The sequence below is a fragment of the Oryzihumus sp. genome, assembly GCF_036391795.1.
Taxonomy (GTDB): domain Bacteria; phylum Actinomycetota; class Actinomycetes; order Actinomycetales; family Dermatophilaceae; genus Oryzihumus.
This window is the reverse complement of sequence record NZ_DASVZH010000143.1, coordinates 19,941-33,860: the sequence shown is the minus strand read 5'-3', so window position 1 is coordinate 33,860 and position 13,920 is coordinate 19,941. Positions and strand designations below refer to the sequence as shown.

Below are 13,920 nucleotides of genomic sequence, written 5' to 3'. Positions count from 1 at the left end.
CGCCGCCGCCCGGTGCTCCTGCTCCGCCAGGGCCCGCAGCACGCCGACCACCACGCTGTTGAGCAGCCGCGCCCGTGCCCGCGCCCGCTCCGTCCCCGACTCGTTCTCGTCCATACGCGCCACGTCCTCGGGTAGGTCTGCCGTCACGGTAGGTCGGTGCTCCGGACAGCGCCTCATCCCCGCAGCGTGATCCGGGGTGAGGCCCGCGCTGCCTAGCGTGGGGCCGCGGCGAACGAGGAGGACGGCATGCGGCGGCACGTGGTGGTCATCGGCGCGGGCGCCGCCGGGACGATGGTCGCGCACCGGCTGCGGCGCCGGCTCGACCCCGCCGGCTGGGCCGTCACCGTCATCGACCGGGACGACCAGCACGCCTACCGCCCCGGTTTCCCGCTGGTGGCCCTCGGGACGTGGCCACCCTCGGCGGTCGTCCGCTCCCGGCACGCCTTCCTGCCCGACGGAGTGGACCTGGTCCTCGCCGAGGCCCGCCAGGTGGACGCCGACGCCTCGGTGGTGCTGCTCGCCGACGGGCGCCGGATCGCCTACGACCACCTCGTCATCGCCACCGGCGCCGCGCCCCGCCCGGACCTGGTCCCGGGGATGACCGGGCCGCACTGGCACCGCAGCGTGTTCGACGTGCACAGCCTCGACGGGGCCACCGCGCTGCGGGACGCGCTGCCGGCGCTGCGCCAGGGCCGCCTGCTGGTGCACCTCGCCGAGCTGCCCGTGCCTGCGCCTTTCACGGCGCTGGAGCTCACCCTGCTCGCGGACGCCTGGCTGCGACGGCGGGGCCTGCGCGACGGGGTCGAGCTGGTCCACGCCAGTCCGCTGCCCGAGCCCTCAGCCGGGGCCGGCGGCCTGCTGGGACGGCACGGCGTGGCCGTCGAGGCCGGCTTCCGGGTGGAGCGGATCGACGGTGACCACCAGGCGCTGGTCGGGCAGGACGGGCGTGAGCTGTCCTTCGACCTGCTCGTGACCGTGCCCCCGCACCGCGGCGCCGGCCTGGTGACCCGCTCCGGGCTCGGGGACGAGCTCGGCTACCTGCCGGTGGACCGGCATACGCTGCAGTCCACGGCCTTCCCCACCGTCTACGGCGTCGGGGACGCCACCGACCTGCCGACGCAGCGGACCACCCGTGCGGCCTGGCTCACTGCGCGGGTGGTGGGACGGACGCTCCCCGACCACGCCACCGGCCGTGCCCCGTCAGCCTCCCTGGACCGGCGCTCTCGCGGGCTGCCGCTCGGGCCGTCCGACGACGGCCTGACCGCCGCGCTGGACCGGCTCACCGGCACCCGCAGCCGTGCCGCCGCCCGCTGGCTCTACTGGCATGTGGCGCTGCAGGGACGACCGCTGCCGCTGCCGGTCCACGCCGCAGCTGTGCCGACCGGGCTGCGCCGCCACGCCCCCGCCTGAGCGGCGCCATCCCCCGGCGTGGGGCAGGATGCGCAGGTGGCCGACCCGACGACCCTGCACCCGGTGACCCCCGACCTCCACCCGCTCGTGGAGCGCCTGGGCCAGCTCTACCGGCACGACCTGTCCGAGTTCCGCGACAGCTGGCCCGACGAGGAGGGGGTCTACCGCTTCCCCCGGCTCGCGGCATACCTGTCCGACGACCCGGACCGGCAGGCCTGGCTGATCCGCAGCGGCGAGCACGTCGCCGGCTTCGCGTTGGTGCGGGGGCTGACCGAGCCGGCGCGGCACATCGGCGAGTTCTTCGTGGTGCGCCGAGCCCGCCGGCAGGGTGTCGGCCACGACGCTGCGCTGCAGCTGCTGGGCGGCCACCCGGGACCGTGGCGGATCGCCTTCCAGGACGAGAACCCCGGCGCGGCGCGGTTCTGGCGACGGGTCGCGACCGACGCGGTCGGCGACAGGTGGCAGGAGGAGAGGCTGCCGGTGCCGGACAAGCCGTGGCTGCCGCCGGACGTGTGGCTCAGCCTCGACACCGGGGCCTGAGCGCGCTCACCAGTAGCCGGGGCGCCGGTGCAGGTTCTCGACCAGCCAGGCCTCGAGCTGGGCCAGGGCGTCGAGCAGGGTCGCCACCGGGTAGGTCGCGACCGGGAACAGCTCGACGAGGTTCTCGATCTCGGCGGTCGAGCCGTGCACGGTGATCGCGCAGGCGCGCCCCTCCACATGGGGGCCGCTGCTGCGCTGGGCCCCCCCGGCGACGGCGACGGCGAGCTGGCGGCGCAGCTCCCGGGCCCGCTCGGGGTCGGGGCCGACGTCCCAGCCGACGAAGCTGATGATGACCTCGTCACGCGGGGTCGCGTCGACCAGGAGCGAGCCCTGGGCACTCCAGGCGAAGTCCAGCTGCACCGGCCGTGTCCTCCTCGAGCGTCCGCGCGGCCGGCCGACCGCGCGCCGCCAACGGTAGCCACCCGCCGTGACCGGCCCGAACCCGCCCGGCGCGCCACCCCCACCCCGGCCGGCGGCGGGTTCCCCGCGGGACCTCGCCGGGGCACGATGCGGGGACACCGACACGAGGAGCAGCCATGCCGCAGTACAAGGTCGTCGAGCTCCGCGAGGGGCTCATGGGCAGCAAGATGTCCGGGGCCAAGCTGGAGAAGGTGCTCAACGAGCACGGCGCGCAGGGCTGGACGCTGCGGGCCATCACCGCGGTGGAGGTCAAGGGGCGCGTCGGCCCCGGCGGCGTGGAGGGCGTCCTGGTCACCTTCGAGCGCCCCTGACCCGGCCCGGTACGCCGCGCCGCCCACCTCGCGAGCCAGGGCCGCCCCGGCCCCGCCTCACCCCTGCTCGCCCCGGGCGCTCCACCAGAGGACGTGTCCGGGACCGTCCGCGAGGACGACGGCCGACCACACCAGGCGCCCCTACGGTGCCTCCATGAGAGCGATACCACTCCTCGCCGCGCTCGCCCTGACCGGGGCCACCGCGGCGCTCGCCGCCCCGGCCCAGGCCGCGACCGGCTACCGCGTCAAGGTCACGTGCAGCGTGCCCGCAAGCCAGCCGGAGCGCCAGCTGGCCCCCAACTCCTGCTTCAACTACCTGCCCGACGGCACGCAGACCTTCACCGCGAAGGTGACCAACAGCAGCGGCAAGGCCGTCGCCGGGGCGATCGTGCAGTGGAGCGACAACGCCAGCAACGCGGCGTTCCGCTCGAAGAACAACCCGTGCACCACGGGCAAGAACGGCACCTGCTCCGACGAGATCGTGGTCACCAAGCCCAAGGTCAGCGAGAAGATCACCGTCACGGCCACCTCGAACGGTGCGTCGGGGACGGGCTACCTCAGCTTCCGCTCCAGCGGGGGCTGACCACGGCTGAGGCCGGGGGGTGAACCAGCCGACGACCCGAGGGGGCTACTCCGGCTCGCCGTGCAGCTCGGCGTCGCTCGGCTCGGCCTGGCCGGGGGTGCGCGCCAGCTCCTGGACGCGGAACCGCCGTCCGGTGACGGTGTCGGCGTCGATCCGCACGAACCGCGGCTTGGGCAGGCTGTGCCAGGGGAACAGTGGCAGCTCGACCGCCTCGAGCACCTCGTAGAGCCGGGTCACCTCGACCGCACGGCCCTTGACCACGACGCTCCACGCGTTGCCGGTCACCGGGTCGTAGCCGTCGACCTCGAAGGCCACGACGCGACCGACCGCGGCCGCCAGCTTGGTCCCCGCCGCCGTGCGGAAGACCAGGCTCCCGCGGTCGACGATGTGGTTCACCGGGAAGATCTCGGGGTGGTCGCCGACGATGACGGCCATCCGGCCCACAACCGCCTCACGCAGAAGGCCCCAGCACTCCGAGGAGTTCAGCTCCACGGCGGGCACCGCTTCACCTGTTCCCATGTGCTCATCGTCGGCTCGACGTGGCCGGCTCGCTCAGTGCCGAAGGTCCCCGCGCCCCGGGACCTCCCGGGTGGTTGATCGGCCCGCGGTGGCTGAACCGTGCTGCCCGTCGGTGCACCTGGTGGGTGATGCCACGAGCACGGGGCACGACCGGGGCTGGCCGGTGGTCGGCGTAGAACACCCGCGTGCCGCCCTCGATGAGCAGCAGGTAGGCCAGGACCATCACGGCGACCACCGCCAGGAAGTCGGGGGGCGGCACGGTGAACCCGAGCAGGGACGACACCGGGCTCACCGTGATGAGCACCCCGACCACGACCACGCTGAGGGCCGCCGCCATGAGCTGCCAGCTGGGGCGGCTGCGCCAGAACGGGATCCGGCGGGTGCGGATCGCGAAGATGACGAGGGTCTGGGTGGCCAGGGACTCGATGAACCAGCCGGTCCGGAACAGCTCGGGCCCCGCGTGGAAGGCCCCCAGGAGCACCGCGAAGGTGACGAAGTCGAACAGCGAGCTGAGCGGCCCGAAGAAGACCATGAACCGCCGGATGAACGCCACGTCCCAGTGGGAGGGGGCGAGCACCCGCTCCGGGTCGACCCGGTCGGTGGGGATGGCCAGCTGGCTGGTGTCGTAGAGCAGGTTGTTGAGCAGGATCTGCGAGGGCAGCATCGGCAGGAACGGCAGCACCGCCGAGGCGGCCGCGGCGCTGAACATGTTGCCGAAGTTGCTCGAGGTGCCCATCAGGACGTACTTGATGGTGTTGGCGAAGATCCGACGCCCGCCGACGACGCCGTCGGCGATGACCCCGAGGTCCTTCTCCAGCAGGATGATGTCGGCCGCCTCACGGGCCACGTCGGTCGCCCCGTCCACGGACAGCCCGACGTCGGCGCTGTGCAGCGCCAGCGCGTCGTTCACACCGTCGCCGAGGAAGCCCACGACGCGACCGTCCGCGCGCAGCAACCGGATCAGGCGCGCCTTGTCCTCCGGTGAGACCCGCGCATACACGTTCACCGTGCGTGTCCGCTCGGTCAGTGCAGCGTCGTCCATCACCGCCATCTGCGCCCCGGTGATCGTGCCACGGGCGTCCACCCCGACCTGGGAGCACACGGTGGCGGCGACGACCGCGTTGTCCCCGGTGGCGACCGTGACCCTGACGCCGAGGTCCGCGAGGCGCTCCAGCGTCTCGTGGGCGCTGGCCTTGGGCTGGTCCAGCAGGACGAGGAAGCCGCGCAGCTCCAGCCCCGCCTCGTCCGCCACCGTCACCGTGGACACCTCACCCGCCGCCCGGGTGGCGACCGCGACCACCCGGTATGCCGCGCCGAACCGGGCCTGCAGCGTCGCCTGTGCCGCGGCCGGCACCGCGACGCACCGGGCCAGCACCGACTCCGGTGCCCCCTTGGTCACCAGCAGCCGGGAGCCGTCCGGCGCCCGGACCAGGGCCGAGGTGAGGCGCCGGTCGTGGTCGAACGGCAGCACCTCCAGCCGGGTGTAGCCCGTCGGCCCCTCGGCCGCCCCCTCCCACAGCGCGGCGTCCAGCGGGTTGCCGGCGGAGGCGGCCGGCGCGGCGGTGTCGGTCCAGCTGTCCCCCTCGACGTCCGTCGCCAGCAGGCCGAGCGCCAGCACCTCCGGCGCGGTGACCCCGCGCGGGTCGACCGCCTCGACCAGGCTGACCCGCCCGTCGGTGAGGGTGCCGGTCTTGTCGGTGACGAGCAGGTCCATGTCGCCGAGGTCCTCGATGCACACCAGCCGCTTGACCAGCACCTTCTTGCGGGCGAGCTGGCGCGAGCCGACCGCCAGGCTGGTGCTGACCACGGCCGGGAGCAGCTGCGGGGTGATCCCGATGGCGATGGCCAGGGAGAACAGCAGCGAGTCCAGCAGCGGCCGGTGCAGCAGCAGGTTGGTCAGGAGGATGAGCCCGGTCAGCGCGGCGGCAACCTGGAGGAGCAGGGTGGAGAACCGGCGCAGGCCCACCTGGAAGTCGGTCTCCGGCTGGCGCTCGCCCAGGGCCAGGGCGATCCGGCCGAACTCGGCCCGCGCACCGGTGGCCACGACCACGCCGGTGGCGCTGCCGCCGCGGACCACGGTCCCCATGAGCGCGCAGCTGGTCAGGTCCGAGACGCCCGCACCGGGCTCGACCGGGGCCAGGTCCTTGTCCACCGTGGAGGACTCGCCGGTCAGCACCGACTCGTCGCACTCCAGGGCTGCCTCCTCCAGCAGCCGGATGTCGGCCGGGACGACCGCCCCGGCGGCGAGGCGGACCACGTCGCCGGGCACGAGGTCCTTGACGTCCACCCGGGTCGGCTGCCCGTCGCGGAGCACGGCCACGGTGTGGCGCATGAGGTCGTGCAGGCCGGCGGCGGCGCGCTCCGCGCGGTACTCGTTGACGAAGCCGAGCCCCACGCTGGCGAGGAGGATGACGCCGATGATCACGGCGTCGTTGGTGTTGCCGATGACGGCCGAGATCGCCGCGGTCACCGCCAGCAGCAGCAGGACCGGGCTGCGCAGCTGGCGGCCGAGGACGCCCAGCGCCCGGGCGTGGTGCGAGCGGACCGCGTTGGGGCCGCACTCGCGCAGCCGGGTCGTGGCCTGCCCCGTGCTCAGGCCACCGGCGCTGCTGTCCAGCCGCGCCAGGACGGCGTCGGCCTCGAGTCGTGCCGCCTCCTCCACCGGCAGCCCGGTGGGCGGCACCGGCTCAGTCGGCCTGGCCGGTGAGGCGCAGGCGCTGCTCGAGGTAGGCGTCGAGCCGCTGCATGTCGCGCCGAGCAGCGTCGAGGTCGCCGTGCTCGCAGGCGTCCTGCCAGTGCCGGCCGACGGCAGCGAGCACCCGGTCGAGGTCGACCAGGGACACCGACTGCTCGGACTTGGTCTTCATCGCACACCACCCTGGTCGTCGGGGAAACAGCCGTCTCGGCTGATTCCTTTCTAGGGCAACGCATCTGCGACGGAAGGGCTGACGGTCCCAGATGACTCACGAATAGCCCACGGGACTAGTCCGGGGCATCGGCCGTTCGTCGTAGGTGCGGCTCCGCGACATGGTCACCACGGGTGTGACCCTTGCCTGCAGGGACCATGGTCACTACTCCGGCCCCGGCCGCCCGCCGAGCATCGGGGCATGGACCCGGACGCCAGACAGCCTGTGATGTCCTCCGCCCGGAGGCCGCCGTGGCAGTGAACGCCACGCCCGAGAGCTCGCCCCCGTGGGTGCTGGACTTCGCCGACGGGGACCGGTCCATGGCCGACCTGCTGGGGGGCAAGGGAGCCAACCTCGCCGAGATGACCCGCCTGGGGCTGCCGGTGCCCCACGGGTTCATCGTCACGACCGCGGCGTGCCGGGAGTACCTGCGCCACGGGTCCGAGCCGCCGGGGCTGACGGCCCTGGTCGACGCCCACCTGGCCCGGCTGGAGCGGGACAGCGGTCGTCGCCTCGGCGACCCGGACGACCCGCTGCTGGTGTCGGTGCGCTCCGGCGGACGGTTCTCCATGCCCGGGATGATGGAGACGGTGCTCGACGTCGGCGTCACCGACGAGACCGTCGTCGGCCTGGCCCGCCGGGGCGGGGAGCGGTTCGCGTGGGACTGCTACCGCCGGCTGGTGCAGATGTACGGCCGCACCGTCCTCGGGGTCGACGCCGACCTGTTCGAGCACGAGCTGGCCGCCGCCCGCTCGACCCTGAAGGTCTCCCACGACGGCGAGCTCGACGCGCTGACCCTGCGCGCCCTGGTGGCCTCGTTCCGCCGGATCCTCCAGCGCGAGGTGGGCGAGGACCTGCCGCAGGACCCCCGGGAGCAGCTGCGCCGCGCGGTGCTGGCGGTCTTCTCCTCCTGGAACGTGCCGCGCGCGCGGTTCTACCGGCGACAGGAGGGGATCCCGGACGACCTGGGCACGGCCGTCAACGTCGTGGAGATGGTCTACGGCAACACCGGCCCGCGCTCCGGCAGCGGCGTCTGCTTCACCCGCGACCCCGCCTCGGGGGAGCTCGGGGCGTACGGCGACTACCTGCCCAACGCCCAGGGTGAGGACGTGGTCAACGGCAGCCGGGCCACCATCCCGCTGGCCCAGCTCGCGCAGCTCGACCCCGCGGCATACACCGCCCTCGAGAAGCACCTGCGCACCCTGGAGGAGCACTACCGCGACCTGTGCGACGTCGAGTTCACCATCGAGGACGGCACGTTGTGGGTGCTGCAGACCCGGGTCGGCAAGCGCACCGCCGCGGCGGCGTTCCGGATCGCGTGCGCGCTGGTCGACGAGGGACTGATCGACCTCGACGAGGCCCTGCGCCGGGTCGACGGCCACCAGCTCTCCCGGCTGCTGCACCCCCAGCTCGGCGACACCGCCGGCCACGACCTGCTGGCCACCGGCCTGCCCGCCAGCCCGGGCGCCGGCGTCGGCGAGGTCGCCCTCGACCACGAGACGGCCGCCCGGTGGGCGCGGGAGGGTCGCGACGTCGTCCTCGTGCGCCAGGAGACCAGCCCCGACGACCTGCCCGGCATCGTCGCCGCCCGCGCGGTGGTCACCGCCCGGGGCGGCCTGACCTCGCACGCCGCGGTCGTGGCCCGCGGGATGGGCCGGCCGTGCGTGGTCGGTGCGGCCGACCTGACGATCGACCTGGAGACCCGCACCGTCACCACCCTCGCCGGGACCACCCTCGCCGAGGGCGACACGGTCTCCGTCGACGGCACCTCCGGGCGGGTCCACCTCGGCCGCGTGCCGGTGCAGCCCAGCGCGGTCGCGACCCGGCTCGCCGGCGGAGCCGACGCAACGGAGACCGACCCGGTCTCGGACGGCGTGCTGCGCCTGCTGGCCCACGCCGACGCGAGGCGCCGCGTCGGGGTCCGGGCCAACGCCGAGACACTTCCCGACGCCGTCGCCGCCCGGCAGTACGGCGCCGAGGGGATCGGCCTGTTCCGCACCGAGCACACGCTGCTGGGTGAGCGGCGGGAGCTGGTCGAGCGCCTCGTGCTCGACCGTGACCGGGACGAGGCCCTGCGCCAGATCGGCGAGCTCGCGCGCGCGGACCTCGTGCAGGTCCTCGAGGTGATGGACGGCCTGCCGGTCGTGGTGCGCCTGCTCGACCCGCCGCTGCACGAGTTCCTGCCCGACCTGACCAGCGTGGCCGTCGAGGTCGCCGTCAACGACGCGACGGGAGTCCAGGATGCCCCCGCGCAGGAGCGGCTGGCCGCGGTCCGTCGCTGGCACGAGACGAACCCGATGCTGGGGCTGCGCGGCGTACGGCTGCTGGCGGTGTTCCCGGAGCTGGTCGACGTGCAGGCCCGCGCGGTCGCCGAAGCGACCCTGGACCTGCGCGCCCGCGGGCTGGACCCACGGCCCGAGGTGATGGTGCCGCTGGTGGCCGAGTCCGCCGAGCTCGTCCTCGTGCGCGCCCGGGTCGAGGCGGTCGTCGCCGCCGTCGCCACCGAGCGCCGCACCACGCTGCGCCTCCCGGTCGGCGTCATGGTCGAGCTGCCCCGCGCCGCCCTGACCGCGGGCCGGCTGGCCGCCGTGGCCGACTTCTTCTCCTTCGGCACCAACGACCTGACGCAGACCACGTGGGGGATGTCGCGCGACGATGCCGAGACGGGCTTCCTGCGCGCCTACCGGGAGCAGGGCCTGCTCGCCAGTGACCCCTTCTCCACCCTCGACGTCGACGGGGTGGGCCGGCTGGTGGCGCTGGCGGTGCGGGAGGGGCGCCGGACCCGTCCCGACCTCGGCCTCGGAGCCTGCGGTGAGCATGCCGGCGACCCCGACTCGGTCCGCTTCTTCGTCGGCGCCGGACTGGACTACGTGTCGTGCTCGCCGCCCCGCGTGCCCGTCGCGCGACTGGAGGCCGGGCGTGCGGAGGTGCTCGAGCCCCAGGCCGGTGGGGCGTGGGCTGACACCCGGTGACCGTGACGGGCCAGCGGCTGCCCGGCCTCACCAGCGAGGAGGCCGCCGCGCGGCTTGCGGAGCACGGCCCCAACACCGTGCCCCCTCCCCCACCCCAGCCGGTATGGCGGCGGGTCGCCCGTGCGGTGGGCGACCCCATGGTCCTCGTGCTCCTGGCCGCGGTCGTGCTGACCCTGGCCACCGGGGACCTGGCCGACACCGCCGTCATCGCCACCGTGGTCGTGGTCAACACCGTCCTCGCGGTGCGCCAGGAGGTGACCGCAGACCGGGCGGTCCGCGCGCTGGCGGACCTCGCGGCCCCGCACTGCCGGGTGGTCCGTGACGGGCAGGAGCGGCTCGTCTCCTCCGCCGAGGTGGTCCCGGGTGATGTCGTGGTCCTGGCCGAGGGGGACCTGGTGCCGGCCGATGCCCGACTGCTGGAGGTCGCCGCCCTGCGGGTGGACGAGTCGATGCTCACCGGCGAGTCGGTGGCCGTCGACAAGGTGGCCGTCGACGAGGTGGCGGGCACCGACCACCCGCCGCCGCACGGGACCGGGACCTCCGAGGAGGCCCCGGAGGACATGGTCCTCGCGGGCACGGTGGTCGTGCACGGCCGCGGGGTCGCCGCGGTCTCGGCCACGGGCGCCGCCAGCGCACTGGGGCGCATCGCCGCGATGCTGACCGGTCCACCGGTGGCGACCCCGCTGCAACGGCGGATGGCCCAGCTGTCCGGGATCCTGGCCGCGACCGCCGTGGCGCTGTGCGCGGTGGTGCTGTTCCTGGGGCTGCTGCGCGGCGAGCCGCTGGAGACCATGCTGCTGACGGCGGTCAGCCTCGCCGTCGCGGCCGTCCCCGAGTCGCTCCCGGTCGTGGTCTCGGTCAGCCTCGCCCTGGCCGCGCGCCGGATGGCCGCCCGCCACGCCGTGGCACGCAACCTCGCGGCCGTGGAGACCCTCGGCTCGGTCACGCTCCTCGCCACGGACAAGACCGGCACGCTGACCCGGGCCAGCATGGAGGCGGTCGACCGGTGGGTGGCCCCCCACGCCGCGGACCGGGACCTGCTGCGCGCGGCCGCGCTGTGCAACGACGCGCGGCTCGGCGCCGACGGCTCGGACGTGGGCGACCCCACCGAGGTGGCGCTGCTGCGGCTGGCCCGGGACCAGGGCCTCGACCCGGACACGCTGCGCCGCGCCTACCCCAGACGTGGGGAGCGGGCGTTCGACCGGCTTCGGATGCGGATGAGCACCACGCACGAGTCACTGACCCCCGGTGGCCCGGACCTGGTCCTGTGCAAGGGCGCCCCGGAGACGGTCGTGACCCCGGACGTCCTGGACGAGCCGGAGGACGTCCTCGTCGCGGCCCGCGAGCACAGCCACGAGCTCGCCGCAGGCGGCTGCCGGGTGCTGGCCCTCGCCGAGCGCGACACGGGGCTGCCGTCCCTCCCGGGCGGGGCGCCGGACGCCGGGACCGACCCCGAGTCGGCGATGCGCCTGCTCGGCCTGGTGGCGCTGCGGGACCCGACCCGCGAGGCCGCCGCCGAGACGGTCCGCGCCTGCCAGGACGCCGGCATCGAGGTCGTGCTCGTCACCGGTGACCACCGGCTGACCGCCGACGCGGTCGCCCGCGAGGTCGGCATCTCCGGCGACGGCTCGGTCATGGCCCGGGCCACGCCCGCCGACAAGCTGGCCGCGATCCGGCAGTGGCAGCAGCACGGGCAGGTCGTGGCCATGACCGGTGACGGCGTCAACGACGGCCCGGCGTTGCGGCGGGCGGACATCGGGGTGGCGATGGGCGGGCGGGGCACGGAGGTCGCCCGGCAGGCCGCCGACCTCATCCTGGCCGATGACGACCTCGGCACGGTGGTCGCGGCGGTCGAGGAGGGCCGCCGGGTCTACGCCAACATCCGCCGCTTCCTGCTCTACGGGATCTCCGGCGGCGCCTCCGAGGTGGCCGTCATGCTCGCCGGTCCGGTCATCGGGGTGCCGCTGCCGCTGCTGCCGGCGCAGATCCTGTGGGTCAACCTGCTCACCCACTCCTTCGTGGGCGCGGCGCTCGGCTCCGAACCGGTGGAGGCGGGCTCGATGCGCCGTCCACCCCGCCGCCCGGACGAGGGCGTCCTGGGGTCCGGCCTGTGGTGGCGCATCCTCGCGGTCGGCGCCCTGCTGGCCACAGCCGCCCTCGCGGTGGGCGCCGTGGTCGCCGGCGAGCAGCAACGGTCGGCCACGCTGCTCACCCTCGGGGCCGGGCAGCTCGGGGTGGCCTGGGGCGTGCGCTCACGGGCACCGTCGGACGGGGGCACGAACCCCGCCCTGGCGTGGTCGGTGGCCGGCGCGGCCGCCATGCTCGCCGCGGCGGTGGTCCTGCCGCCCCTGCAGACCCTGCTGTCCACGACGACCGTCGCCCCGGTGGTGTGGGCCTGCGCCGCGGGCACCGGGCTCGCGGCATACCTGCTCGTGCGGGTGCTGCGCAGCGAGCCCCGCTGAGCACTCAGAGGGGCACGGACCAGCGCAGCAGCGTGCCCGACGGCTCGCGGCGGCGGACCTCGAAGGTGCCGCCGCTGGCCAGTGCGCGACGCTCGAGGTTGGCCAGCCCGCTGCGGATCGCTTCCGGTTCGGCGCCCACACCGTCGTCGGTGACCTCGACCACCAGGTCGCGGTTGACGGTGACGTGCACCCCGGCCGAGGTGGCGTTGGCATGCCGGACGATGTTGGACAGCCCCTCGCGCACCACCGCGACCAGATCGACCTCGGCGTAGTCGGGCAGGGCCACCAGCAGCCCCTCGACCACGAAGTCGGGCACGAAGCCCAGGCTCTCGGCCGCGCCGGCCACGATCTCGTCGAGCTCACCGCGCACGCCGGCGCCGAAGTCGGGCCGGTGCAGGGCGAAGATCGAGTTGCGGATGTCCTTGATCGCGGCGTCGAGCTCGTCGACCGCGACGTCGATGCGGTCCTGCACCACCTGGTTCGTGGCCAGCCGGGCGGCCGACTGCAGCGACAGGCCGGTGGCGAACAGCCGCTGGATGACGTGGTCGTGCATGTCGCGGGCGATCCGGTCGCGGTCCTCCAGCAGCACGGTGCGGGCCCGCTCGCGCTGTGCGCCGGCCGCCTCCAGGCCCAGACCGGCCAGGGCGGCGAAGTCGGCCAGGTCGGCCAGGCTGGCCGCGGCGGTGGCCTCGGCGCTGGGATCCCACGCCACGACGAGGACGCCGAGCTCTGCCTCACCGACCGCGATCGGCACCAGCGCGGTCGGCCCCGCGCTCGCGATGGTGCCAAGGGCCCGGGCCGAGGCGACCATCGCCGGCTGGGGCAGGTCCTCCCCCGCCCCGGGGACGAGCAGCAGCGGCTCGCGGCCGGACATCAGCTCGCCCCACTGGTCACCTCGCAGCAGCGTGCCGATCTCGGCCGCGCCGTCCTCGGCGTCGATGGCCCGCACGACCAGGCCCTCGTCGTCGTGGATGCCGACCGCCGCCAGGTCGGCCCCCGTCAGCTCACGCACCCGCCGCACCATCAGCGCCAGCGCCGAGGTCTCGCCGCGCCCCTCGAGCAGCATGCGGGTGATCTCACCGCTGGCGTCGGACCACCGGCGCTGGCGGCGGGCACGCTCGTAGAGCTGGGCGTTGTCGATCGCCACGCCCGCGTTGGCGGCCAGGGCGATGAGCATCGACTCGTCGTCGGCGGTGAACTCGGGTGCCCCCTGCTTCTCGGACAGGTAGAGGTTGCCGAAGATCCGGTCGCGGATCCGGATCGGGGTGCCGAGGAAGCTGTGCATGGGGGGGTGCCCGGGCGGGAACCCGCTGGACTCCGGGTGGGCCGAGATGTCGCGCACCCGCCGGGCCCGCGGGTCGTGGATGAGCAGGCCGAGCACGCCGCGGCCGCGGGGCGGGTCCCCGATCGCGGCGCGCTCCTTCTCGGTGAGCCCAAAGGTGATGAACTGGCTCAGGTGCTCCCCGTCCGGCCCGAGCACGCCGAGGGCGCCGTAGCGGGCGTCGACGAGCTGGCAGGCCGAGCGGACGATGCGGGCCAGCACCACGGACAGGTCGAGGTCGGCGCTGACGGCCACGACGGCATCGAGCAGCGCCCCGAGTCGCTCCTGCGAGCGTTGGGCTGTCCGTGCCCGCCCACGCAGCTGCTCGAGCAGGTCCTCCAGCTCGAGAGCGGCCGGCCACGGCGAGCCCTCGCCGAGGTCGATCCTCTCCTCTCCCACACCAAGATCTTAGGCAGCACAGTGCTTTCGGCGACCGTCCCTTTGACGTAGCAGAACCTGCCCGGCCGTGACCCCCG

General features: G+C 74.7%; 11 protein-coding genes. 6 read left to right on the top strand and 5 right to left on the bottom strand.

The window, feature by feature from the left end; translation table 11 throughout:
- Window positions 1-246 precede the first annotated feature (246 nt).
- Window positions 247-1,410, top strand: coding sequence for an NAD(P)/FAD-dependent oxidoreductase (locus tag VF825_RS08505; RefSeq protein WP_331112175.1), 1,164 nt, complete (start codon window positions 247-249; stop codon window positions 1,408-1,410).
- A gap of 36 nt (window positions 1,411-1,446) precedes the next feature.
- On the top strand, window positions 1,447-1,950 hold the full coding sequence (locus VF825_RS08500; RefSeq protein WP_331112173.1) for a GNAT family N-acetyltransferase: 504 nt from the start codon (window positions 1,447-1,449) through the stop codon (window positions 1,948-1,950).
- A 6-nt stretch (window positions 1,951-1,956) separates the two neighbouring features.
- Here VF825_RS08500 and VF825_RS08495 read toward each other — a convergent pair whose 3' ends face one another.
- Window positions 1,957-2,310: a hypothetical protein gene (locus VF825_RS08495; protein WP_331112171.1), complete on the bottom strand. Its 354-nt coding sequence runs from the start codon at window positions 2,308-2,310 to the stop codon at window positions 1,957-1,959.
- A 176-nt stretch (window positions 2,311-2,486) separates the two neighbouring features.
- On the opposite strand from VF825_RS08495, the gene VF825_RS08490 reads away from it, so the two are divergent.
- The gene (locus tag VF825_RS08490; protein ID WP_331112169.1) at window positions 2,487-2,681 is read left to right on the top strand and encodes a DUF4177 domain-containing protein; all 195 of its coding nucleotides are present in this window, start codon (window positions 2,487-2,489) and stop codon (window positions 2,679-2,681) included.
- A gap of 154 nt (window positions 2,682-2,835) precedes the next feature.
- The gene (locus VF825_RS08485) at window positions 2,836-3,264 is read left to right on the top strand and encodes a hypothetical protein (RefSeq protein ID WP_331112167.1); all 429 of its coding nucleotides are present in this window, start codon (window positions 2,836-2,838) and stop codon (window positions 3,262-3,264) included.
- A 45-nt stretch (window positions 3,265-3,309) separates the two neighbouring features.
- Here VF825_RS08485 and VF825_RS08480 read toward each other — a convergent pair whose 3' ends face one another.
- From VF825_RS08480 to VF825_RS08470, 3 genes are read right to left on the bottom strand one after another with little or no spacing between them, the layout of a single operon-like run.
- Entirely contained in the window at window positions 3,310-3,783 is a 474-nt protein-coding gene (locus VF825_RS08480; RefSeq protein ID WP_331112165.1) for a pyridoxamine 5'-phosphate oxidase family protein, read from the bottom strand.
- A gap of 4 nt (window positions 3,784-3,787) precedes the next feature.
- Window positions 3,788-6,466 carry a magnesium-translocating P-type ATPase gene (gene mgtA / locus VF825_RS08475; protein WP_331112162.1) on the bottom strand — a complete coding sequence of 893 codons (2,679 nt, stop codon included), beginning with the start codon at window positions 6,464-6,466 and terminating at the stop codon, window positions 3,788-3,790.
- A 4-nt stretch (window positions 6,467-6,470) separates the two neighbouring features.
- A complete protein-coding gene (locus VF825_RS08470) occupies window positions 6,471-6,650 on the bottom strand; it encodes a hypothetical protein (RefSeq protein ID WP_331112161.1) in 180 nt (59 codons plus the stop codon).
- 290 nt (window positions 6,651-6,940) lie between these two features.
- On the opposite strand from VF825_RS08470, the gene ppdK reads away from it, so the two are divergent.
- Window positions 6,941-9,661 carry a pyruvate, phosphate dikinase gene (gene ppdK / locus VF825_RS08465; RefSeq protein ID WP_331112160.1) on the top strand — a complete coding sequence of 907 codons (2,721 nt, stop codon included), beginning with the start codon at window positions 6,941-6,943 and terminating at the stop codon, window positions 9,659-9,661.
- Entirely contained in the window at window positions 9,658-12,123 is a 2,466-nt protein-coding gene (locus VF825_RS08460; protein ID WP_331112158.1) for a cation-transporting P-type ATPase, read from the top strand. Before ppdK ends, VF825_RS08460 begins: the two co-directional genes overlap by 4 nt.
- Window positions 12,124-12,127: 4 nt before the next feature.
- Here the strand turns inward: VF825_RS08460 and VF825_RS08455 are convergent, their stop codons facing one another.
- Window positions 12,128-13,843: a GAF domain-containing protein gene (locus VF825_RS08455; protein WP_331112156.1), complete on the bottom strand. Its 1,716-nt coding sequence runs from the start codon at window positions 13,841-13,843 to the stop codon at window positions 12,128-12,130.
- Between the last annotated feature and the right edge of the window lie 77 nt (window positions 13,844-13,920).

Bases quoted from the DNA above. Each gene is read 5' to 3' on its own strand.
- VF825_RS08505 (WP_331112175.1), top strand. From the start codon at position 247: ATGCGGCGGCACGTGGTGGTCATCGGCGCGGGCGCCGCCGGGACGATG.
- VF825_RS08490 (WP_331112169.1), top strand. From the start codon at position 2,487: ATGCCGCAGTACAAGGTCGTCGAGCTCCGCGAGGGGCTCATGGGCAGC.
- VF825_RS08485 (WP_331112167.1), top strand. From the start codon at position 2,836: ATGAGAGCGATACCACTCCTCGCCGCGCTCGCCCTGACCGGGGCCACC.
- VF825_RS08480 (WP_331112165.1), bottom strand. From the start codon at position 3,783: ATGGGAACAGGTGAAGCGGTGCCCGCCGTGGAGCTGAACTCCTCGGAG.
- VF825_RS08470 (WP_331112161.1), bottom strand. From the start codon at position 6,650: ATGAAGACCAAGTCCGAGCAGTCGGTGTCCCTGGTCGACCTCGACCGG.